The following is a 21,444-nucleotide window of genomic DNA, read 5'->3' as shown; positions in this document are numbered from 1 at the left end:
CCGGCGCGAAGCCGACCCCCACGTGCGCTGGATCCCTACGGGGACGAGGGCGAGTCGACCTCGATGTCGCCGGCGATGATCGCCGTGCGGATCGTCTCGAGCTCGTCGGCCAGGCCCTCGGGGACCTGGTCCTCCCACTCGTTGAAGCCCGCGATGCCCACGCCGTCGTTCTCCAGCGTGCCCACGTACGGGTCGCTCGAGAACTCGCCGGCGGCGTCCGCCAGGACGACGGCCTCGACGCCCGCGTCCATGCCCTTGAGCACGGAGGTGACGAAGAGGTCGGCGTACTCGGGCGCCGTCTGCGACAGGTCGGCGTCGACGCCGATCATGCCGTAGCGGACGTCCGGGTTCTCGGACTGCGCCGTGCGGATCGCCTCGCCTGCGGAGAGGAAGATCGGGCCGCCCACGGGCATGACGATGTCGGCGTTCTGCTGCAGGAACGTCGTGGCCGTCGCGTTGGCGGCGGGGCCGGCCTCGAACGCGCCGACGAACGTGCCGTCCTGCGCCTCGACGTCCCAGCCGAGCACCTGCACGTCTGCGCCGTTCTCGGAGTTGTAGTACTCGGCGCCGAGGACGAAGCCGTCCATGAAGATCGTCACCGGCGGGATGTTGATGCCACCCCAGGTCGCGATGACGCCCGTCTGCGAGGACGCCGCCGCCGCGTAGCCGGCGAGGAACGCGGCCTGCGCCGTGTCGAACGTGATCGGCTGGACGTTGTCGGCCGTGATCGAGTTGTCGTCGATGATGGCGAAGTTGACGTCGGGGTTCGACTCGGCCGCGGCCGACGTGGCCTCGGCGAGCAGGAAGCCGACCGTGATCATCATGTCGCAGCCGTTGTCGATGAGGTTGGCGATGTTCGACTGGTAGTCGGTCTCCGCCTGCGACTCGGCCTGGTTCGACTCGACGCCGAGCTCCTCGGCCGCGGCCTCGAGGCCCTCGAGCCCGAGCTGGTTGAACGACTGGTCGTTGAAGCCGCCCGAGTCGGACACGATGCAGGGCGAGATGTCCGCCGTGGCCTCGCCGGACTCGGCGGGGCCCTCCTCCGGGGCAGACGCGCAGCCTGCGAGCAGAGCCGCGACGCCGAGCGTCGCGAGACCGCCGAGCGCGGTCTTCCGAATGTTCCTCAAGGGGGTCCTCCAGTGCACGGGGGTGGCCGTCGTGATCGGCCGGGTACCGGGCAGCCTAGCCAGGCGCGTCGGCGCGGATCGTCGATCCGCGGAAGTCGAAACGCGATCGTTGCATTCGCGATGCTGGCGTCCCCCCGGCATGTTCGCTATACAAGACCGTACAAGTACACGCGACGGTGCGTCGGCGGCACGGGGGTGCCAGCGCGCAGCAGCCGCGACGCGATCGGAGCACGCCTCATGCGCATCGGCATCCTCACCTCCGGCGGCGACGCCCCGGGGCTCAACGCCGTGATCCGCGGTGCCGTGCTGCGCGGCTCCGTCGTCGACGGGCACGAGTTCGTCGGCTTCCGCGACGGCTGGCGCGGGCTCGTCGAGGGGGACGCCATGCCCCTCGCCCGCACGCAGGTGCGCGGCATCGCCCGCGACGGCGGCACGATCCTCGGCTCGAGCCGCGTGAGCCCGTACCGCGAGGGCGCAGGCCCCGAGGTCGTGCGCGCCGTGCTCGCCGCCCACGGCGTCGACGCCGTCATCGCCGTCGGCGGCGAGGGCACGCTCGCCGCCGCGCGCAGGCTCGTCGACGAGGGCATCCCCATCGTGGGGGTGCCGAAGACCATCGACAACGACCTCGACGGCACCGACGTCACGTTCGGCTTCGACACGGCCGTGCAGATCGCGACGGACGCCATGGACCGCCTGCGCACGACGGGCGACTCCCACGGACGCTGCATGGTCGCGGAGGTCATGGGCAGGCACGTGGGCTGGATCGCCCTGCACTCGGGCATCGCCGCGGGCGCGCACGCGATCCTCGTGCCCGAGCGCCGCACGACCATCGAGCAGATCGCGGCCTGGGTGACGAGCGCGCGCGAGCGCGGCCGCGCCCCGCTCGTCGTCGTCGCCGAGGGCTTCCTGCTCGACCAGGCCGACGATCCGCACTCCGAGCGCGGCCTCGACGCCTTCGGCAGGCCGCGGCTCGGCGGCATCGGCGAGCGCATCGCGCCGCGCATCGAGGCCGCGACCGGCATCGAGACCCGGGCCGCGACGCTCGGGCACGTGCAGCGCGGCGGCGTGCCCACGGCGTTCGATCGCGTGCTCGCGACCCGCCTCGGGCAGGCGGCGAGCGACATGGTCGGGCGTGCCGAGTGGGGTCGCATGGCGTCGCTGCGCGGCACGGAGATCACGTCCGTGCCCTTCGCCGCGGCCCTCGACGCGCTCAAGACCGTGCCGGAGCACCGCTACGACGAGGCCGCCGCGCTCTTCGGCTGAGCCGCGCCGCGCACGACGACGGCCCCGCACCATCCGGTGCGGGGCCGTCGTCGCGAGCGGGTCAGAGCAGGATCTGCATCGGCGATGCCACGAGCTGCGCGAGGCGGTCGAGCCAGCGGGCCGCCACGACGCCGTCGACCGGGCGGTGGTCGACGGAGAGCGTCACGGTGAGCACCGTGCCGGCCTCGAGCGCGCCGTCGTCGCCGACGACGGGGCGCCTCGTCGCCGCGCCGATCGCGAGGATCGCCGCCTGCGGCGGGTTGATGATCGCCGCGAACTCGTCGACGCCGAACATGCCGAGGTTCGTGATCGAGAGCGTGCCGCCCTCGAGCTCCGACTGCTGCAGCCGGCCCTCGTTCGCCCGGCCGACCGCATCCTTGATGCGCGTCGACAGCGTCGTGAGCGAGAGCCCCTCGATGCCGCGGATCGTCGGCGTCACGAGACCGCGGTCGCTCGCGACCGCGACCGAGATGTCGGCCGTCGCGTAGGAGACCACCGCGTCGTCGGTCCAGATGACGTTCATCTCGGGCACGTCGACGAGCGCCCTGGCCGCGGCCTTCACGAACAGGTCGTTGACGGAGACGCGCACGGGCGAGCCCTCGTTGACCTGGGCGCGCAGCGCGAGCAGCGCGTCGACCCGGAGGTCGCGCCGCAGGTAGAAGTGCGGCGCCTCGCGCTTCGACTGCTGGAGCCGCGACGCGATGATCCGCCGCAGCCTCGAGTGCGGCGTCGCCGTGCCGCCCTCGGGCGCCGCGACGGGTGCCGCGGGAGCCTGCGTCGGCGTCGGCTGCTGGGCAGGAGCCGGTGCTGCCGGCGCCTGCGCGGGCGCAGCCGCGGCGGCTGCGGGAGCCTCGGCGCCCTCGACGTCGGCGCGCACGATGCGGCCGCCGGGGCCCGAGCCCTGCAGCGACTGGATGTCGATGCCGCGCTCCTTCGCGAGCCTGCGCGCGAGCGGGCTCGCGAAGCGGCGCTCGCCCGAGGGGGCCTCGGAGGGCGCGGCGGCGGCCGCGGGAGCGACCTCGGCGGCGGGAGCAGGCTCGGCGGCGGGCGCGGGCTCCTCCTGCTGGGAGGGGTCCGGCACGTCGACGGTCGTGTCCTCGACCTCGACGGCCTCCTTCGCCTCGAGCTGGTCGACGACCGGCTCCTCGGCCGCGGGCGCGGCCGCCGCGGACGCGCCGCCGAGCTGCGCCTGCAGGGCGTCGCCCGCGCTCGCGTCCTCGCCGGGCGCGAGCAGCACCGCGATCGGGTCGCCGACGGGCACGGTGTCGCCCGACTCGACGAGCAGCACGTGGATGACGGACTCCTCGTCGACCTCGATGTCGACGACGGCCTTCTCGGTCTCGACGGATGCGATCGCCTCGCCCGCCGCGACGGTCGCGCCGGCCTCGACGAGCCAGGCCTCGAGGACCGCCTCGTCGGAGTCGGCGGAGACGCCGGGCATCCTCAGGAACTTCGCCATGATGTGTCGGCTCCTCGGGTCAGGCCGTGACGGCGCGGAGCGCGTCGACGATGTCGGACGTGTGGGCGAGGGCGGCCTTCTCGAGCACCTTCGAGATCGACGGCGACGACTCCGAGCCCTGGACGCGGGTGACGGGGGCGTCGAGCCAGTCGAAGAAGCGACGCTGGATCTCGTCCGAGAGCCAGCCGCCGTACGACGTGCCCTCCGAGCCCTGCTCGACGATGACGACGCGGTTCGTCTTGCGGATGGACTCGCCGATCGTGTCCCAGTCGACGCTCGCGCGGTCGAGCCACCGCAGGTCGATGACCTCGCCGTCGATGCCGGACGACTCGACGGCGTCGAGGGCGCGCTGCACCATCGACAGGTACGAGATGACGGTCGCCTGCTCGCCCTCGCGGCGCACGGCCGCCTTGCCGAACGGCAGGCAGTAGTCGAGGTCCTTCGGGGCGGGCCCGACCGACTTGTAGAGGTCGGCGTCGTGCTCGAGCACGGCGACGGGGTCGCCGAGGCGCATGGCCGTGTTCACGAGGCCCACGTAGTCGAGCGGCGACGACGGGGCGATGATGCGCCAGCCGACGCTCGTGGCGAGGATGCCCGCCGGGTCCATCGAGTGCTGCGAGCCGTAGCCGGTGTTCGTGCCGATCTTGATGCGCAGCATGAGCGGCATGGCGTGGTCGCCGCCGAACATGTGGCGCGCCTTGCCGATCTGGTTGAACAGCTGGTCGGCCGCGACCCAGAGGAAGTCGGCGTACATGAGCTCGATGACCGGGTAGTGGCGACCGTCGAGCGCGAGGCCGCCGCCGAAGCCCGTGAAGGCGTTCTCGCTGATGGGCGTGCCGAGCGTGCGGTCGGGGAAGTCGTCCGCGAGGCCCTTCGTGGCGCCGCGCGAGCCGCCGTTCAGCCGGTGGACGTCCTCGCCGAGCACGACGATCGAGTCGTCCTGCGACATGCGGCGGTGCATGACGTCGGCGATGACGTCGACGAACTTGGCGTCCTCGAGCTCGTCGGCACCGAACTCCGCGTTCTCCTTGACGGCGACGTCCGTGATCTCGGGGATGTCGCCGCGGATGCCGTAGTCGAGGAACTCGGGGCTCGGCCACAGCTCCTCGCGGATGCGCAGCTGGCCCGGCTTGCCGTTCGGGTCGGGCTCGACGACGCGGTCGCCGATCTCGGCCATGACGGACTTCGCGCGTGCGCGGACCTCCTTGGCCTCGTCGGCCGTCAGGATGCCTCGGCGCGTGAGGTGGCCCTCGACGATCGCGATCGGGTCGCGCTCGCGCCAGGCCTTCTCCTCGTCCTTCGACCGGTAGCCGAAGGCGCTGCCGGGGAACGGTCCGTTCTGGTGGAAGTAGCGGTAGGTGTCGACCTCGACGACCGTCGGGCCCTTGCCGGCGCGCATGTGGTCGACGGCCTGCTGCATCGCGAGGTGCACCGCGAGGGTGTCCTGGCCGTCGACGCGCCACGAGGCGATGCCGAAGCCGAGGCCGCGGCCGGACAGGCGCGCCTCCCCCGTCGCCTCGTCGACGTTCGTCGACACGGCGTACTGGTTGTTCTCGATGAAGAAGCACGTCGGCGTCTTCCACGCCGCGGCGAGGTTGAAGGACTCGAGCACCGAGCCGATGTTGACGGCGCCGTCGCCGAAGTAGGTCACCGAGACGTTGTCGGTGCCCTGGTGGGCGTGGGCCCACGCGAATCCGACCGCGAACGGCACGGCGCCGCCGACGATCGCGTTCGTGCCCATGGCACCGGCCTCGGTCCACTGGAGGTGCATCGAGCCGCCGCGGCCCTTGCAGTAGCCGTCCTTGAGCCCGGCGATCTCCGAGAGCGCGCGGTAGAGGATGTCGCGCACCGGCTCGCCGATGGCCTCGCGCGCTCCGAACCCGTCGGGCTGGACGTGGCCGAAGGCCTTGGCGAGGAACTGGTGGTGGCCGCGGTGCGAGCCGTTCACCTGGTCGGCCGTCACGAGCGAGAGCGCGCTGCCGACGGCGCCGCCCTCCTGCCCGATCGACGAGTGCGCGGGCCCGTTGATGAGCTTCTGCCCCGCGAGCTCGAGGACGTACTCCTCGAAGGCGCGGATGAGGTGCAGCTGCACGAGCATGGTCTCGAGGAGCGCCGGATCGGCGGCATCCCAGTCGGCCTTGGTCGTGCGGAGCTCCACCCACGGAGCGGCGGGCTTCAGCGAGATCGTCTTGGCCATGGATCCTCATCCTCGATGAATCGGTCGGCGTCGAGCCGGGTCGGCACGTGGTTCGGGGTACGAAGACCGCCAGCGATATGCTCTCGCATGGAGCGAGGCGGACGTCGTCGTACCAGGCTCCACCGTACCGTACAACTCTATACAAGCATAGATGAGTTGGTGCGGGCCGCCTGTCGCGCAGGGTTGCGCGCAGGCAGAAGGAGGACCCCGTGGTGGAGAAGCTCGATCGAGAGTCGGCGACCCCGCTCTACATCCAGCTCGCCGACGTCATCCGCGCGAAGATCCAGCGCGGCGACTGGCAGCCCGACCAGCGCATCCCGTCGGAGAACGAGCTGAACCAGCTCTACGGCATCAGCCGCATGACGGCTCGGCAGGTGCTCGCGCGCCTCGTCGACGAGGGGCTGCTCTTCCGCGTGCAGGGCAAGGGCACCTTCGTGTCGCGCTCGAAGATCTCGACGCGCTCCCCCTCGTACCAGGGCATCCGCGAGCAGCTCGAGCAGCAGGGCTACGCGACGAGCACCGAGCTGCTCGGCCAGCGCCTCGAGCCAGCCTCGCAGCGCGTCGCCCAGGCGCTCGACGTGCCCACCGGCACACCGACCTTCATCGTCCGCAGGCTGCGCCGCGTCGACGGCACCCCCATCAGCGTCCACGAGTCGCACGTGCCCGAGGCGCTCGCCCCGGGCGTCATCGATCGCGACCTCGTCGCCGAGCAGCTGTGCACCGTGCTCGATCGCGACTTCGGCCTGCGCATGACGAAGGTGCTCGAGACCCTCGAGACCACCGCGGCGTCCGCCGGCGACGCCAAGCTGCTCTCGGTGCACGAGGGCACGCCGATCCTGCAGCTCGAGCAGCGCATCTCCTCGCCGAAGGGGCGCCCGTTCGAGTTCTCCCGCATCCGCTTCCGCGGCGACATGGTCCGGCTCGAGTTCACGTACGACCTGTAGGCCGCTCGACCGCGACGAGGCGCGCACCGGCCACCCCTGGCCCGGTGCGCGCCTCGCCCGCGTCGCGGCCCGCTAGACGCGGGCGCGCGCCGAGTGGTGCTCGAGCAGGCGCTCGAGCCCCGCGAGGTGCACGACGCCGTCGGCGTCGCGCACGTCGAGCCCCGCGATGAGCGTCGCGGGGGCGTCCGACTCCCCCAGCGCGTCGACGATCGACGTCGCGGCCGGGAAGTCGTCGTCGTGCGTGAAGTGGCTCACCGTCACGATGTGCGCGATGCCCGCCGCCGCGGCCGCGGCTGCCCCGGACTGCGAGTCCTCGACCACGACGATCTCGTCGATGGAGCGACCGAGCTCCTGCGCCGCGAGCAGGTAGATGTCGGGCGCCGGCTTCTTCGCGGGCACGACGTCGCCGGCGAAGACGCCCGACATGCGGGCGCGCTGCTCGGGTCCGACGACGGCCGCGAGCACCGCCTCGACGCTCGCGAGCGCCGACGTCGAGGCGCAGGCGACCTGCCAGCCGGCGTCGAGCGCCTCGCCGACGATGCGTGCGATCCCGGGGCGCGGCGGCAGGGCGCCGGCCTCGACGAGCTCGACGTAGATCGCCGACTTGCGTCGATGGGCCTCGAGGATGCGCGCCTCGAGCGCCTCGCCCACGCCGAGGTCGACCTCGGGGTGCTGGGCGAGGTACGCCTTCATGCGCTCCTTGCCGCCACCGACGCGCAGCAGCTCGCCGTACTCCTCGGCCGACCACGAGAAGCCGAAGCCGAGCTCGTCGAACGTGCGGTTGAAGGCGACGAGGTGACCGTCGAGCTCGGTGTCGGCGAGCACGCCGTCGCAGTCGAGCACGAGCGCGCGCGTCATGCCGAGACCGCCTGGCGACGTGCGGAGCCGAAGAGCTCGATGTGCTGCAGGACGGCCTGCTCGACCGCGCCGCCGATCTGGTCGAACAGCTTGACGGGCTCCCACTTGCCTGCACGCTCCGCCTCGGCGAGGTGGTCGCGCGACGCGTGCATGTACGCGAGCTTCACGGCCGTGGAGATGTTGACCTTCGAGACGCCCGCGTCGATGAACGCCTGGAACTCCTCGGCCGACAGGCCCGTGCCGCCATGCAGCACGATCGGGATGTCCGTGAGGGCGGCGAGCCGCTGCACGCGGTCGACGAGCAGGACGGGCGAGGCCTTGTAGAGGCCGTGGGCGGTGCCGAGCGCGGGCGCGATGAGGTCGGTGCCCGTCTCGGTCGCGACGCGCACGAGCTCGTCGTCGGCGTAGAAGTGGACGTTCGGGTCGTCGGAGCCGACGCCGTCCTCGACGCCGACGATGTTCTCGATCTCGCTCTCGACGTCGACGCCGGCGACGTGCGCCTCGGCGACGACCTCGGCGGTCTCGGCGGATGCGACCTCGAACGAGCGGTCGGAGGCGTCGAAGAGCACCGACGACCAGCCGTTCGCGATCGCGAGGGTGATGACCTCGCGGCTCGGGCAGTGGTCGAGGTGCAGCGCGACGGGCACCGAGGCCGCGTCGGCGGCCGCCTGGGCTGCGGAGGCGAGGACGGCGGCACCGAAGTACTGCACGGTCTTCACCGAGGTCTGCAGGATGATCGGCGAGCCGACCGAGTCGGCGGCTCGGACCGCGGAGGCGATCGAGAGGCCGTCGACGATGTTGACGGCGGGCACGGCGTAGCCGTCCCGCCGGGCTGCGCGGCAGAGCTCGCGGGTGCTGGCGAACGTCATCGGACCATCTCCTCCTTGCGTCCCGGGCCTCGTCGCCCGAGCCGGGTCTCTCTCCATGACAAGTCTATACAACTCTAGCCAACCGTGTCACGCACACGATCGGGGCACGCGGTGCGGCTCAGAGCCCGCCGCCGGCCTCCCCCGCCCGTGCGAGCACGCGCTCGACGAGCGCGCCGTCCCACCGGCCAGCGAAGAGCAGGAGGTCGGCGAGCGTCATGCGGTCGCGCATGAACGGCAGCGCGCCGAGCGCCCAGCGGGCGCGCTCGGCGTCGACGGCGGGCGCGAGGCCCGAGAACGTCGCCGGAGCGCCCCAGGTCGCGAGCGCCGCTGCGCACGAGGCGGGGTCGCCCGCGAGGCGCTCGAGCTCGGCGCCGTGGGCCGCGCGATCGGCGAGGAAGGCCGCGACGGCGTCGCGCTGCTCGCGCCACCGGTCGACCTTGCGCTCGACGGCCGTCCAGCACTCCTCGCCGAGCGCGCCGCTCGCATCGACGGGCGCCCACGTCGCGAGCACGCGCTCGCGCAGGTCCGCGGGCGGCTCGAGGTCCTCGATCGCGACGTCGAGGATGCGCTCCTCGTGGAGCGCGACGTCCCACAGCGCCGCGGAGACGACGCTCGCGACGCCGACCTGCGCGCCGTGGAGGTCGTGGTCGACGCCCTCGGCCATCGCGCGCATGTCGAGCACGTGGCTCAGCAGGTGCTCGCAGCCCGACAGCGGTGCCGTGGAGCCGGCGGCGCCGATCATGAGGCCGCCGAGGGTGAGCGCGTCGACGAGGCCCGCCATGCGCGCGGCGTCGTCGACGCCCGGCGCCGTCATCCGCTCGACGGCCTCGCGCACCGGCGCGGTCCACGCATCCGTGTACGGACCGGGGTCGACGCCCAGCGCGCACGCGAGGTACCAGTCGGCGGGCGACGTCCAGACGGCGACGGCGTCGCCGACGCCCGCGCGCGAGAGCCGATCGGGCGCTGCGGCGAGCACGTCGTGGTCGATGACGAGCGCCGACGGCCATGCGCTCGGCGACGTGCGCTTCGCGCCGCGCTGCACGAGCACCGACAGGGAGTCGGCGAAGCCGTTCACCGAGGCGGCGGTCTGGACGGCGAGGATCGGCACGCCGAGGCGCTGGCCGACGACCTTCGCGAGGTCGGTGACGGTGCCGGAGCCCACGGAGACGACGAGCTCGGCGCCCGCCGCGTCGTGCGCGGCGGCGTCGAGCGTCGACTCGTCGAGCACGACGCCGTGCGCGCCGCCGGCGACGACGACGCGCCGCAGCTCGTAGCGCTCGGCGAGCTGCGCCTCGACGAGGGCGTCGACGTCGGCGCCGCGCACCGACTTGCCGACGCCGTCGCCCAGCAGCACGACGGAGCCGCCGGCGAGGAGCGAGGCGGCGAGCGAGCCGACGGCGTCGAGCGCGCCCGGCCGGGAGACGGTGGTCATGGCGCCGCTCGAGTGCTCGAGCGAGGCGCGTGCGAGGTCGGTCACGCGGACATCCTTCACGAGGTGGCGTCGGCGCCCGCGAAGGCGTCGACGAGGTGGTCGATGCGACCGAGCACGAGGTCCGGTCGGTGCTCGTCGGGGGCTGCGGCGAGCATGGCGTCGTCGGTCTCGCCCGTCATGACGAGCGCGGAGGCGATGCCCGAGTTGCGGGCGAAGAGCATGTCGGTCGAGAGGCGGTCGCCCACCATGACCGTGCGCGCGGGGTCGATGCCCGTGTCGCGCTGGATGATGTCGAAGAGGTCCTTGGACGGCTTGCCGAAGACGGCCTCGCACTCGACCTGCGTGCCGGCGACGATCGCGGCGGTGATGCACGCGGCGTCGGGCTCGCCGCGGCCGCCGGGGAACGGGCAGAAGCGGTCGGGGTTCGTCGTGACGAGGCGCGCCCGCTTGTGGAACCACAGCGCGTCGAACGCGATCTGCAGCTTGCGGTACTCGAAGGTGCGGTCGTAGGAGGAGATGACGAGGTCGATGCGCTCGGGGTCGTCGGTCATGGGGATGCCGGCGGCGGCGAGCGCGTCGACGAGCGGCTGCTCGCCGATCGGGTAGACGGCCTTGCCCGGCATCTCGCGCTCGATCCAGTGCACGGTCGCGACGAGGCTCGTGTAGACGTCCTCCACGGGCGTCGGCAGGCCGAGGCGCGCGAGCCGGTCGGCGTAGTCCTGCGGCGACTTCGTCGGGTTGTTGCTGCAGAAGAGCACGCGCTTGCCCCTCGCGCGCAGCGTCTCGACGAGCCGCTGGGCGCCCGGGAGGAGCCCCTCGCCGAGGTAGATCGTGCCGTCGAGGTCGAAGAGGTAGGCGTCGAACTCGGGGATGCGATCGATCGGCGTTGCGGTCATGCGCGGGGCGCTCCTTCTGCGTCGGATGGGTGGCGGCGGCAGCGCCCGGCCGGACATGCCGGCCGGGCGCTGCGCAGCATCGGTCAGGCGGCGACGGGCTCGGTCGGCTCCGGGCCCATGGGCTCGGGCTGCTCGGTCGTGCCGCCGCTCGCCCTGGTGCTGGCAGCGTACGCCGCGGCCGTCCGCGTGGCGGTCTGCACGCGATCCCACACGGCGGCGTTCGCCTCGCGGATCGCCCGGTACGCGAGGAACATCTCGTCGTACACGGCCGTCTTGGCCGCGTCCGGCTCGTACTCGCGCACGATGTCCACCGTGGCGTCCGCGCCCTCGGCGTAGCTCGCGTAGACGCCCGAGCCGACGCCGGCGACGATCGCCGCGCCCTTGGCGCCGAACTCCGAGCCCGCGGGCACGATGATCCTCCGGCCGAGCACGTCGGCGAAGATCTGGCACCACACCTCGCTGTTGGCGCCGCCACCGGCGAGGCGCACGGTGCGCACCTCGGTGGGGATGGAGTCGAGGCAGTCGCGGATGCCGTAGGCGACGCCCTCGTAGATCGAGCGGAGCATGTCGCTGCGGTCGTGCGTGCCCGTGAGGCCCGAGAACGACCCGCGGGCCGACGGCTTCACGAAGGGCGCGCGCTCGCCGCCGGGGGCGAGGTAGCCGTGGAAGATCACGCCGCGCGCGCCGATGGGCGTCGCGAGGATGCGCTCCTCGAGGTGGGTGAAGAGCGGCTGGCCGGCGGCCTCGGCGTCGGCCTGGAAGGCCGCGCCGAACTCGCGGAGGAACCAGTCGAGGTTCGGCGTGCACGAGTTCATGCCCATGGCGCGGATCCACGTGTCCGGGCCGTGCGGGATCGTCCAGCCGACGTCCTGCGGCTGGAAGCCCGTGGAGATGTCGTCGGTGCAGACCGTGACGATGCCGGCGGTGCCGATGACGGCCATGCAGTCGCCCGGGCGCACGACGCCCACGCCGAGCGACGACGCCGTGATGTCCATCTGGCCCTTGTAGACCGGCGTGCCGGCGACGAGCGACGTGCGCGCCGAGGCCTCCTCCGTCACGACGCCCGCGACGTCCGTGGGCGCCTTGATGGGCGGCAGGACGTGCGCGACGCGGTCGATGCCCCAGATGGCGTTGACCTGCTGCGACCACTGGCGGCCCGCGACGTCGATGCCGGACAGGCTCGCGTCCGACGGGTCGGTCGAGAGGTCGCCCGTGAGGTTGTACTCGATCCAGTCCTTGCACCACAGCGTCGTGGCGCCCTCGAGGACCTCGGGCTCGTTGTCGGCGCGCCAGCGCAGCACGGCCGAGGTCGTGCCGGCGTAGGGGCCGGTGCCGGTGATGGCGAACTGGCTCGTGACGGTGCCGTTCGCGTACCAGTCGTCGATGATGCCGCCGGCGCGACCGTCGGTCCAGAGGATCGCGGGCCCCTTCGGACGGCCGGTCTCGGAGTCGACGAGCCACACGCCGTCGCCCTGGCCGGTGACGGCGACGGCGACGATCTCGCTCGCTCCGACGCCGGAGCCGGCGATGGCGTCGCGGATGGCGTCGGCTGCCGCCTCCCACACCTGGTCCATGTCCTCCTCGGCGAGGTGGGGCTCGGGGCTGTCGATCCCGACGCTGTGCGCGCCGCGGGAGAGCTCGTTGCCCTCCCGGTCGAAGACCGCTGCCTTCAGCACGGATGTGCCGGCGTCGATGCCCAGGATGTACTCGCCCATGGGGGCTCCTCCTCGTCGTTGAGGTCATTGGTGGTGCCGGTCCCAGCTCGCGCTGCGGCGCTCGGCGTCGCAATCATATAGACATGTATGGACTTGTCTCTAGTGCCGTGGTGCACTTCGCGGCGAGACTGTCCCCAGGCACCCGAATCGCGAAGGAGCGAACCCGTGCGAGCACTCGTGAAGCATGCGACCGGCGTCGAGATCCGCGACGTCCCCGAGCCCGTCCTCGAGCCGGCCCACGTGCTCGTCGACGTCGCCCACGCCGCGGTGTGCGGCACCGATCGCGCCGCGCTCGACGGCGGCCACGACGTCGGCGCGGGCACCCGCACCCTCGGGCACGAGGCCTCCGGTCGCATCGCGGCGATCGCGCCGGGCGGCGTGCGCGACGACCTGCGCGTCGGCGACCGGGTGACGTTCGAGACCGACGCGTGGCTCTGCATGCGCTGCGACGCCTGCCGCACCGAGCAGTTCAACCGCTGCCCGCACCGGAAGGGCATCGGCACGACGGCCGACGGCGCGCTCGCCGACCGCATCGCGATGCCCGAGCGCGCGATCCACGTGCTCCCCGCGTCCGTCTCGCTCGTCGAGGGCGCCCTGACGGAGCCGCTCGCGATCGCCGTGCACGCCGTCGTCGAGCAGAGCCCGTCGCTCGTCGGCGAGGTCGTCGTCGTCGTCGGACCGGGCGCGATCGGGCAGCTGTGCGCACGCGTCGCCCGCGCCGTCGGTGCGACGGTCGTGCTCGTGGGGCGCTCGCGGCACGCGGCGTCGCTCGCGCGAGCGCGCGAGGCCGGCGTCGACGTCGTCGTGGACTCGGAGACCGAGGACCTCGCGGCCGTCGTCGCGTCGCTCACCGGCGGCCGCGGCGCGCACACCGTCTTCGAGTGCTCGGGGGCGACGGCGGTCGCCGAGTCGTCGCTGCCGCTGCTGCGCCGCGGCGGCAGGCTCGTGCTCGTCGCGTTCTTCCAGACGGCGCCGGCCTTCGACGTCGACCGCCTCATCCACCACGAGCTCGAGATCGTCGGCTCGCGCGGCAAGCGCCCCTCGAGCTACCGCACGGCGCTGTCGCTCATGGCCTCGGGCGCCGTGGAGGTCGGCCCGCTGATCTCGGCGCGGCTGCCGCTCGAGTCGTGGGCGGAGGGGCTCGATCGCGTCTCGCGCGGCGAGAAGGTCGTCTTCGACGTCGCGCCGTGAAGGACAAGTCGACGACCGAGGGCGCCAGGACGACCGAGGGCGCCAGGACGGCCGAGGGCGCCGGGCGACGACGAAGGGCGCCGGACCGCTGCTGCGGCCCGGCGCCCTCCCCCGGTGCGATCAGGACTTGACGCGCTTCGTCCAGCCCTTCGTCAGCTCGCGCGCCTCGCGCCAGCCGGCGTACATCGAGTCGGCCTGGTCGCGGCTCATCTGCGGCTCGAACACGCGGTCGACCTCCCACTTGGAGGCGAGCTCGTCGAGGCTCGCGTAGACGCCCGTCGTGAGCCCGGCGAGCAGCATGGCGCCGAAGATCGTCGCCTCCGCGTTCTTCGGCCGGATCACGGGGATGCCGAGCATGTCCGCCTGCAGCTGGCACAGCAGGTTGTTCTTCACCGCGCCGCCGTCGACGCGCAGCTCGGGGATGGTGAGCCCGGAGCCGTCGAGCGCCGCCTCGACGACGTCGCGCGTCTGGTAGACCATCGACTCCACGGCCGCGCGGATGATGTGCAGGCGGTTCGTCGCGTTCGACATGCCGATGATCGCGGCACGCGCGTGCGGGTCCCACGTCGGCGCCGCGAGGCCCGTGAAGGCCGGCACGAGGTAGACGCCCTCGGTCGACTGGACCTGGCCGGCGTACCACTCGGAGTCCGGTGCGGCGTGGATGAGCTGCAGGTCGTCGCGCAGCCACTGCATCGTCTTGCCCATGGCGAAGAGGACGCCCTCGATCTCGTAGGCGACCTTCCCCTGCACGCCCCACGCGAGGCTGGGCGTGAGCCCCTCGACGCGCTGCGGCGTCGATCCGCAGTTGATGTTCAGCACGCCGGCCGTGCCGTAGGTCATCTTCACCTGGCCCTGCTCGAACGCCGCCTGGCCGAAGAGTCCGGCCTGCTGGTCGCCGAGGTTCGAGCCGATGCGCACGTCGGCGCCGAAGGTGGGCTCGATCGAGCCGAAGTCGGAGTCGGAGGGCACGATCTCGGCGAGCATGCCCTTCGGGATGCCGTAGTGGCCGAGCAGCTCCTCGTCCCACTCGAGCGTCTCGAGGTTCATCATCATGGTGCGCGACGCGTTCGAGTAGTCGGTCACGAACGAGCGTCGGCCCGTGAGGTTCCAGATGAGCCACGTGTCGACGGTGCCGGCGAGCAGCTCGCCCGCCTCGGCGCGCGCCTGCGCCCCGGGGACGGCGTCGAGGATGTAGCGGATCTTCGAGGCGGTGTAGTACGCGTCGGGGATGAGGCCCGTGCGCTCCTGGATGAGGTCGCCGATGCCCTGGTCGACCCAGCCCTGCACGATGTCGACCGAGTGCCGCGAGGCCCAGACGATGGCGTTGAAGATGGGCCTGCCGGTCTCCTTCTCCCAGACGATGCCCGTCTCGCGCTGGTTCGTGAGGCCCACGCCCGAGAGCTCGGCGGGCGTGATGCCCGCATCCCGAAGCGCAGCGCGGATGACCTCGAGCTGCACGTTCCAGATCTGCATCGGGTCGTGCTCGATCCAGCCGTTGCGGGGATAGATCTGGGTGAGCTCGGCCTGGCCGAATCCCTTGACGTTGGTGTCCTCGTCCATGACGAACGCGCGGGCGCTCGTCGTGCCCTCGTCGATGCCCAGGATGTACTTGACCATTGGTTGCTCTCACTTCGTCGTGATGCTCCGGCGCTGCGGTGCGGCGGATATGAGGGAACCTAGGTGCCCCCCGCTTGTATAGTCAAGTATTGCCCTGTCCATGGGGCGCAGATACGATCTGTACGCTCGGTCTCATCCAGACGAGCGCGGATCACGCAGGATCCGCCGGCCACGATGGCGTGACGCAAAGGACAACTGCATGGACATCGACCTCATCTCCATCCTCGGAGCAGCGGCGGGAGGCTTCTTCGGCGCCGCCATCGGAGGCCTCCACGCCTTCATCTTCACCGGCTTCATGGTGCTCGTCGGGATCGCGATCCTCGCCTCCACCGGCGACGCCTCCTTCATCGGCGACCTCGCGTTCGGCCCGGTCTTCGGCCCGCACATCGCCTTCGCAGGTGGCGTCGCGGCCGTCGCGTACGCCAAGCGTCGGTATGGCGCGAACGGTCGCGACATCGCGCTCCCGCTCGCGAGCCTCGCCAAGCCCGACGTGCTGCTCGTGGGCGCCGGCTTCGGCGTGCTCGGCTACCTCATCCAGAAGGTCGTCGCGATCATCCCGTGGTTCGGCGCCAACACCGACTCGGTGGCCTTCACGGTCATCATCTCGGCGATCGTCGCGCGCCTCGCGTTCGGCAAGAGCGGCCTGTTCCCGAGGAACGACAGCGGCAAGAGCGGATGGGCGGCGTACGAGCCCACCGAGTCCGGTCGCTGGGTGGAGCACCAGGAGCGCGGCGGCCCCCTCGTCGTGCTCGGCATCTTCGCGGGGCTCCTCGCGGCGTTCGCCTCCGTGACGCTGCTCGAGGCCTACCCCGATCTCGCCGGCAACGCGCAGGTCCTGATGTTCGGCGTCTCGGCCGTCTCGCTCGCGTTCTCCTCGGCCGGCCACCCGGTCCCGGTCACGCACCACATCACGCTGCCCGCAGGCCTCGCGGCCGTCACGTTCCTCCCGGCCTTCCCCGAGATGACGTGGGTCGCCGTGCTGATCGGCGCGGCCTTCGGCCTCGTCGGTGGCCTGTTCGGCGAGCTGTTCGCGCGCCTCACCCTCTCGCACGGCGACACCCACATCGACCCGCCGGCCTTCGCGATCTTCCCGGCGACGACGATCATCCTCGCGCTGGGCGCCCTGGTCTAGGCCGGGACGAGACAGGACAGGACACCACCATGACCGGGAGCCTCGCGGGCGTGCGCGCCGTCGCGGTCGACGTCGACGGCACGATCGCCGGCGCCGACCACCGGGTGAGCGACCGCACCGCGGCCGCCATCCGCGGCGTGCTCGACGCGGGGCTCCCGGTCTACCTGCTCACGGGGAGGTCGCGCCGCAGCGTGCTCGGCCTCGCCCGCGAGCTCGGCATCGACAACGCCGTCGCGGCCTCGAACGGGTCGATCGTCTTCGACCCGGTCGCCGACCGCGACATCCGCACCATCCCGCTCGGCGCCGACGAGGTCGCAGCCCTCGTCGGCCTGCACCACGACCTGGGCCTCGGCCTCACGTGGTGGACGCGCGACGACATCTGGGTCGACGCGCCGGGGCCCCTCGCCGACATGCTCGCCTCGCTCAACGAGGAGGACGTGCGGATCGGCGCGATCGACGACGTCCGCCCCGGCGAGATCGTCAAGATCATGCTGCACGGCACGCCGGAGGCGCTCGACGCCGCCGCGGCCGAGATCCTGCAGCGCGTCCCCCAGGCGACGCGCTCGATGGACGTCTTCTTCGAGGTCGTCGCCCCGCACGCCACCAAGGCGACGGCGCTCGACCTCCTGCTCGGCGACGCGATCGACCCCGCCGACGTGCTCGGTCTCGGCGACGGCGGCAACGACGTCATCTGGCTGCGCCGCATCGGCCACCCCGTCGCGATGGGCAACGCCCGCGACGAGGTGCTCGCCGTCACGACGCGCCAGACCGGGCACCACGCCGACGACGGCGCGGCGCAGATCCTCGAGACGCTCGTCGAGCATCTCGCCGCCGTCTGAGCGCTCCCCTCCCGCACGAAAGGCCGGCCATGCCCTCCGCCCTCGACCTCTTCGCCCTGCCCGAGCACCTGCGGGGGGACGCGTACGTGCTCGCGACCTACGCGCTCGAGCTGCCCGCCGACGCCGACGCGCTCGGCCGCATGGGCGCCTTCGCCGTCGGCCAGACCATCGGCACGTGGCTGCCCGTCCCGGGCATCACCGCCGAGATGCGCGCCCGCCACGAGGCGCGCGTCGTGAGCGTGCTGCCGGTGCCGCCGATCGACGTCGGCGACGCCCCCGAGCGCATCGCCTACCTCGTGCGCATCGCGCTGCCGACGATCAACTTCGGCGACTCGATCCCCATGCTCCTCACCACCGCGCTCGGCAACGACTCGTCGACGTCGGTCGAGGCGAAGCTCGTCGAGCTCGAGCTGCCCGACTCGCTCGCCGAGCGGCTCTCCGGCCCGAAGCACGGCGTCGAGGGCCTGCGGGCGCTCACGGGCGTGCACGACCGCCCGCTGCTGCTGAACATGATCAAGCCGTGCGCCGGGCTCACGCCCACGGCGGCGCGCGACATCTTCCGCGACGTCGCGCTCGGGGGCATCGACCTCATCAAGGACGACGAGCTCATCGCGAACCCCGAGTACTCGCCGGTCGTCGAGCGCGTGCGGCTGTTCACGGAGGCCGCGAGGCAGGCCGCGGGCGAGACGGGCGTCGACACCATCTACGTGCCGAACGTCACGGACCGGCCCGACCGCATGCTCGACACCGCGCGTCGCGCCGTCGAGGCGGGCGCGCGCGCCGTCATGGTCACGTACGCCACCGCCGGCTACGGGGCGCTCGAGGCGCTCGCCGAGGCGGTCGACGTGCCGGTGCTCGGCCACTTCGCCGGCGCCGCGCCCTACTTCGAGGGCCCGTCGACCGGCATGTCCGCGCCGCTCGCGATGGGACTGCTGCCCCGCATCGCCGGCGCCGACATGGCGCTCGTGCAGACGCCGTACGGCGGCGGCTCCATCCGCACGCTCCCCTACCTGCGCACGGCGCACCAGATGCTGCTGCCGCGGCCCCACATCCGCCCCACGATGCCGATCATCGGCGGCGGCGTGCACCCCGGCACGGTCGATCGCTACGTGACGGACCTCGGGCTCGACACGATCCTCGGCGTCGGCGGCGCGATCCAGGGGCATCCGGGCGGCGCCGCCGCGGGCGTGCGCGCGATGCGCCAGGCGATCGACGCACGCCTCGCGGGCACAGCGCTCGAGGATGCGACGGCCGAGCACGAGGAGCTGCGCCAGGCGATCGAGGCCTGGGGCAGCATCTAGCGGGCGGTCGCCTCGCGCACCTCGGCCACCGCCGCGAGGAAGCCGCGCGGGTCGACGCCGGCGCGACCGAGGAAGACGCCGTCGGGGATGCCGGCGAGCCTGCCCGCCTCGCGACCGTGCGCCGCGATCGCCGCGAAGGTGCCGGGCCCCGCGCTGCCGCCGTAGAGCACGCGGGACTCGCCCGTGCGCTCGGCGAGCATCGCGCGGATGCGCTCGACGACCGCGACGACGTGCGCGGGCGGCGCCGGCTCGGGCGCGCCGATGGCCCACGTCGGCTCGTAGGCGACGACGACGGGCGCGTCGTGCGGCACGTCGGCGAACGCGACGTCGAGCTGCGGTCGGATGACCTCCTCGGGGTCGCGGCCGCGCTCGGGCTCGCCCACGATGAGGATCGGCACGATGCCGTGCGCGGCGGCCGCCGCCGACTTCGCGCGGAAGTCGTCCGGGCCCTCGCCCAGGTGGCGCACGCGCTCGGGATGCCCGACCATCGCCAGGCGCGAGCCGAGGCCGGCGAGCAGCTCGGCGCTCACCTCGCCCGTGTACGGGCCGATGGGATGGGCCGACACGTCCTGCGTGCCCACGAGGGCGCCGAGCGGCGCGAGCGCGTCGACGCCCTGCGCGACGAGCGGGTACGGCAGGCAGGCGAAGGCGCCCTCGCCCCCCGTCTCGGCGAGGCCGTCGCGGACGACCGCGATCCACTCGCGCGCGGCGTCGGCCGTCAGGTAGCCCTTGGGGCTGCAGCCGGTCATGGTCTCGGGCAGTCGCATCGCGCGCATCTCCTCATCGTCGAGGTTGTGTATGGTTGTATAGACAGCCTAGTCGCTCGCGCATCGACCGCGCGGGCGCCGTCGATGGAGACAGAGCATGACCGCATTCGCACGTGCCGACGCCGCTCGCCTGAGCGCCGGCTCCTACGACCTCCTCGTCGTCGGAGGAGGCATCAACGGCGCGGCCATCGCGCGCGACGCCGCGACGCGCGGCCTCGCCGTCGCCCTCGTCGAGCGCGGCGACCTCGCCATCGGCACGTCGTCGTGGAACTCGCGCCTCATCCATGGCGGCCTGCGCTACCTCGAGCACGGCGAGGTGCCGCTCGTCTACGAGTCGCTCCACGACCGCGAGGCCCTGCTGCGCATCGCGCCGCACCTCGTCCAGCCGCTCGGCTTCGTCGTGCCGCTCTACCGCCACAACCACCTGCCCGGATGGATGTTCCGCGCCGGCGTCACGCTGTACGACGTGCTCTCGGCGGGCAAGTCGATGCCGTCGACGCGGCACATGGGCAGGAAGGCGCTCGACGCCGAGCTGCCGGGGCTCGACAAGCGCCGTCTCGGCGGCGCCGTGCGCTACTACGACGGCCAGGTGACCTTCCCCGAGCGCCTCGTGCTCGAGACCGCGATCTCCGCCGCCGACGCGGGCGCCGACGTCGCGACCTACGTCGAGGCCGTCGCGCTGCGGCGCGACGGCAGCCGCGTCGTCGGGATCGACGCGCGCGACACGCTCACCGGCGAGACCTTCGCGATCGAGGCCGCGTGCGTCGTCAACGCCGCAGGACCCTGGGTCGACGAGCTCGGCGAGCGCGCGGGCCTCGCGCGGCAGATCGGCGGCACGACCGGCACGCACTTCGTCGTCGACCCGTTCCCGGGCGCACCGGACTCGTGCATCTACTTCGAGGCGCGCAGCGACAACCGCGCGATCCTCGTCATCCCGTGGAACGGCCGATACCTCATCGGCACGACCGACGACCGCTTCGACGGCGACCCGGGCGCCGTGCGCGGCACCGACGCCGAGGTCGCCTACCTCCTCGCGGAGACGAACGCGCTCGTGCCCGGCGCCGGCCTCACGACCGACGACGTGCTGTACACCTACACGGGCGTGCGTCCGCTGCCGTACCGGCCGGGCGTCAAGCCGGGCGCGATCCCCCGCAGCCACCTCATCGTGCGCCACGACGAGGTGCCGGGGCTCGTGACGATCGTCGGCGGCAAGCTCACGCCCCACCTCTCGCTGGGGAGGCAGACCACCGACGTCGTCGCGAAGGAGCTCGGCCGCACGCTGCCGAGGTCGCGCACCGCGACGCAGGCGCTGCCGGGTGCGACGACCGACCGGTGGGCGCGCGGCCGTCGCGCCGCCTCGGTGCTCTCGACCAGCCTGCCGTGGCGCGGCGAGATCGCCGAGCGGCTCGTCACCGTCTACGGCTCCGCCGCGCGCCGCATCGGCGCGCTGCACGAGGCCGAGCCGGACCTGCAGGTGACGTTCGGCGAGGGACGCGGTGCCGTGACGGGTGCCGAGCTCGCCCACGCCATCCGGGAGGAGGCCGCGATGACGCTCGTCGACCTGCTGCACCGCCGCGCGATGGTCGGGCTCGAGCCCGCCCTCGGCACCGACGTCGACCGCGAGGTCGCGGCGTTCGTCGCCCCGATGCTCGGGTGGGACGACGCACGCGTCGAGCAGGAGGTCGCGGACCATCGCACCTACGTCACGAGGCTGCTCGGCGGCGTCGTGCGCGCCCGCGTGCGGGCCTGACGCACTCCCGCCCGGCGACGGGCGGGCGCCGTCCTCGATCCCGCGACACGAGGACGGCGAGGGCCCCGGATGCACAGCACCCGGGGC

General features: G+C 72.8%; 17 protein-coding genes. 7 read left to right on the top strand and 10 right to left on the bottom strand.

All coding sequences use genetic code 11. The features are described from left to right. Nucleotides 1-35: 35 nt before the first annotated feature. Complete coding sequence (locus ABD249_RS03090; protein WP_344340185.1) at nucleotides 36-1,127, bottom strand: BMP family lipoprotein; 1,092 nt, start codon at nucleotides 1,125-1,127, stop codon at nucleotides 36-38. Nucleotides 1,128-1,364: 237 nt separating this feature from the next. Between ABD249_RS03090 and ABD249_RS03085 the strand changes: the two genes are divergently transcribed. After that, entirely contained in the window at nucleotides 1,365-2,390 is a 1,026-nt protein-coding gene (locus ABD249_RS03085) for an ATP-dependent 6-phosphofructokinase (protein WP_344340183.1), read from the top strand. Nucleotides 2,391-2,451: 61 nt separating this feature from the next. Here ABD249_RS03085 and ABD249_RS03080 read toward each other — a convergent pair whose 3' ends face one another. Further along, on the bottom strand, nucleotides 2,452-3,849 hold the full coding sequence (locus tag ABD249_RS03080; protein WP_344340181.1) for a dihydrolipoamide acetyltransferase family protein: 1,398 nt from the start codon (nucleotides 3,847-3,849) through the stop codon (nucleotides 2,452-2,454). A 19-nt stretch (nucleotides 3,850-3,868) separates the two neighbouring features. Further along, a complete protein-coding gene (locus ABD249_RS03075) occupies nucleotides 3,869-6,046 on the bottom strand; it encodes an alpha-ketoacid dehydrogenase subunit alpha/beta (protein WP_344340178.1) in 2,178 nt (725 codons plus the stop codon). A 209-nt stretch (nucleotides 6,047-6,255) separates the two neighbouring features. Between ABD249_RS03075 and ABD249_RS03070 the strand changes: the two genes are divergently transcribed. Continuing rightward, entirely contained in the window at nucleotides 6,256-6,990 is a 735-nt protein-coding gene (locus ABD249_RS03070; protein ID WP_344340177.1) for a GntR family transcriptional regulator, read from the top strand. A 72-nt stretch (nucleotides 6,991-7,062) separates the two neighbouring features. Here ABD249_RS03070 and ABD249_RS03065 read toward each other — a convergent pair whose 3' ends face one another. From ABD249_RS03065 to ABD249_RS03045, 5 genes are all read right to left on the bottom strand, one after another. Beyond that, entirely contained in the window at nucleotides 7,063-7,848 is a 786-nt protein-coding gene (locus ABD249_RS03065) for an HAD-IA family hydrolase (RefSeq protein ID WP_344340175.1), read from the bottom strand. Beyond that, entirely contained in the window at nucleotides 7,845-8,717 is an 873-nt protein-coding gene (locus ABD249_RS03060; RefSeq protein WP_344340173.1) for a class II fructose-bisphosphate aldolase, read from the bottom strand. Before ABD249_RS03060 ends, ABD249_RS03065 begins: the two co-directional genes overlap by 4 nt. Nucleotides 8,718-8,835: 118 nt before the next feature. Continuing rightward, complete coding sequence (locus tag ABD249_RS03055) at nucleotides 8,836-10,194, bottom strand: iron-containing alcohol dehydrogenase (protein ID WP_344340170.1); 1,359 nt, start codon at nucleotides 10,192-10,194, stop codon at nucleotides 8,836-8,838. Nucleotides 10,195-10,205: 11 nt separating this feature from the next. Continuing rightward, complete coding sequence (locus ABD249_RS03050) at nucleotides 10,206-11,045, bottom strand: HAD-IIA family hydrolase (RefSeq protein ID WP_344340168.1); 840 nt, start codon at nucleotides 11,043-11,045, stop codon at nucleotides 10,206-10,208. Nucleotides 11,046-11,128: 83 nt separating this feature from the next. Then, nucleotides 11,129-12,760 (bottom strand): FGGY family carbohydrate kinase, encoded by a 1,632-nt coding sequence (locus ABD249_RS03045; protein ID WP_344340166.1) that lies wholly within the window; start codon nucleotides 12,758-12,760, stop codon nucleotides 11,129-11,131. Nucleotides 12,761-12,925: 165 nt separating this feature from the next. Here ABD249_RS03045 and ABD249_RS03040 point away from each other — a divergent pair, with 165 nt between their 5' ends. Continuing rightward, nucleotides 12,926-13,951: a zinc-binding dehydrogenase gene (locus tag ABD249_RS03040; protein WP_344340164.1), complete on the top strand. Its 1,026-nt coding sequence runs from the start codon at nucleotides 12,926-12,928 to the stop codon at nucleotides 13,949-13,951. 120 nt (nucleotides 13,952-14,071) lie between these two features. Here ABD249_RS03040 and ABD249_RS03035 read toward each other — a convergent pair whose 3' ends face one another. Beyond that, nucleotides 14,072-15,568 carry an FGGY family carbohydrate kinase gene (locus tag ABD249_RS03035; RefSeq protein ID WP_344340161.1) on the bottom strand — a complete coding sequence of 499 codons (1,497 nt, stop codon included), beginning with the start codon at nucleotides 15,566-15,568 and terminating at the stop codon, nucleotides 14,072-14,074. A 199-nt stretch (nucleotides 15,569-15,767) separates the two neighbouring features. Between ABD249_RS03035 and ABD249_RS03030 the strand changes: the two genes are divergently transcribed. From ABD249_RS03030 to ABD249_RS03020, 3 genes are read left to right on the top strand one after another with little or no spacing between them, the layout of a single operon-like run. Continuing rightward, nucleotides 15,768-16,700: a DUF7973 family transport facilitator gene (locus ABD249_RS03030; RefSeq protein WP_344340160.1), complete on the top strand. Its 933-nt coding sequence runs from the start codon at nucleotides 15,768-15,770 to the stop codon at nucleotides 16,698-16,700. A gap of 29 nt (nucleotides 16,701-16,729) precedes the next feature. Continuing rightward, nucleotides 16,730-17,539 carry an HAD hydrolase family protein gene (locus ABD249_RS03025; protein WP_344340158.1) on the top strand — a complete coding sequence of 270 codons (810 nt, stop codon included), beginning with the start codon at nucleotides 16,730-16,732 and terminating at the stop codon, nucleotides 17,537-17,539. A gap of 29 nt (nucleotides 17,540-17,568) precedes the next feature. Continuing rightward, entirely contained in the window at nucleotides 17,569-18,840 is a 1,272-nt protein-coding gene (locus ABD249_RS03020; protein WP_344340156.1) for a RuBisCO large subunit C-terminal-like domain-containing protein, read from the top strand. Here ABD249_RS03020 and ABD249_RS03015 read toward each other — a convergent pair. Then, entirely contained in the window at nucleotides 18,837-19,616 is a 780-nt protein-coding gene (locus tag ABD249_RS03015) for a triose-phosphate isomerase family protein (protein ID WP_344340154.1), read from the bottom strand. The two genes, ABD249_RS03020 and ABD249_RS03015, sit on opposite strands and share 4 nt — an antisense overlap. A gap of 88 nt (nucleotides 19,617-19,704) precedes the next feature. Here ABD249_RS03015 and ABD249_RS03010 point away from each other — a divergent pair, with 88 nt between their 5' ends. After that, nucleotides 19,705-21,357, top strand: coding sequence for a glycerol-3-phosphate dehydrogenase/oxidase (locus ABD249_RS03010; protein ID WP_344340153.1), 1,653 nt, complete (start codon nucleotides 19,705-19,707; stop codon nucleotides 21,355-21,357). Nucleotides 21,358-21,444 lie beyond the last annotated feature (87 nt).

Source organism: Agrococcus versicolor (assembly GCF_039531815.1).
GTDB lineage: Bacteria > Actinomycetota > Actinomycetes > Actinomycetales > Microbacteriaceae > Agrococcus > Agrococcus versicolor.
The sequence above is the reverse complement of the archived record's forward strand: the minus strand, read 5'-3'. Positions and strand labels throughout refer to the sequence as shown.

Coding starts and splice junctions, on each gene's coding strand:
- ABD249_RS03085 (WP_344340183.1), top strand. CDS start 1,365: ATGCGCATCGGCATCCTCACCTCCGGCGGCGACGCCCCGGGGCTCAAC.
- ABD249_RS03080 (WP_344340181.1), bottom strand. CDS start 3,849: ATGGCGAAGTTCCTGAGGATGCCCGGCGTCTCCGCCGACTCCGACGAG.
- ABD249_RS03075 (WP_344340178.1), bottom strand. CDS start 6,046: ATGGCCAAGACGATCTCGCTGAAGCCCGCCGCTCCGTGGGTGGAGCTC.
- ABD249_RS03065 (WP_344340175.1), bottom strand. CDS start 7,848: ATGACGCGCGCGCTCGTGCTCGACTGCGACGGCGTGCTCGCCGACACC.
- ABD249_RS03060 (WP_344340173.1), bottom strand. CDS start 8,717: ATGACGTTCGCCAGCACCCGCGAGCTCTGCCGCGCAGCCCGGCGGGAC.
- ABD249_RS03050 (WP_344340168.1), bottom strand. CDS start 11,045: ATGACCGCAACGCCGATCGATCGCATCCCCGAGTTCGACGCCTACCTC.
- ABD249_RS03045 (WP_344340166.1), bottom strand. CDS start 12,760: ATGGGCGAGTACATCCTGGGCATCGACGCCGGCACATCCGTGCTGAAG.
- ABD249_RS03035 (WP_344340161.1), bottom strand. CDS start 15,568: ATGGTCAAGTACATCCTGGGCATCGACGAGGGCACGACGAGCGCCCGC.
- ABD249_RS03030 (WP_344340160.1), top strand. CDS start 15,768: ATGGACATCGACCTCATCTCCATCCTCGGAGCAGCGGCGGGAGGCTTC.
- ABD249_RS03025 (WP_344340158.1), top strand. CDS start 16,730: ATGACCGGGAGCCTCGCGGGCGTGCGCGCCGTCGCGGTCGACGTCGAC.
- ABD249_RS03020 (WP_344340156.1), top strand. CDS start 17,569: ATGCCCTCCGCCCTCGACCTCTTCGCCCTGCCCGAGCACCTGCGGGGG.
- ABD249_RS03015 (WP_344340154.1), bottom strand. CDS start 19,616: ATGCGCGCGATGCGACTGCCCGAGACCATGACCGGCTGCAGCCCCAAG.
- ABD249_RS03010 (WP_344340153.1), top strand. CDS start 19,705: ATGACCGCATTCGCACGTGCCGACGCCGCTCGCCTGAGCGCCGGCTCC.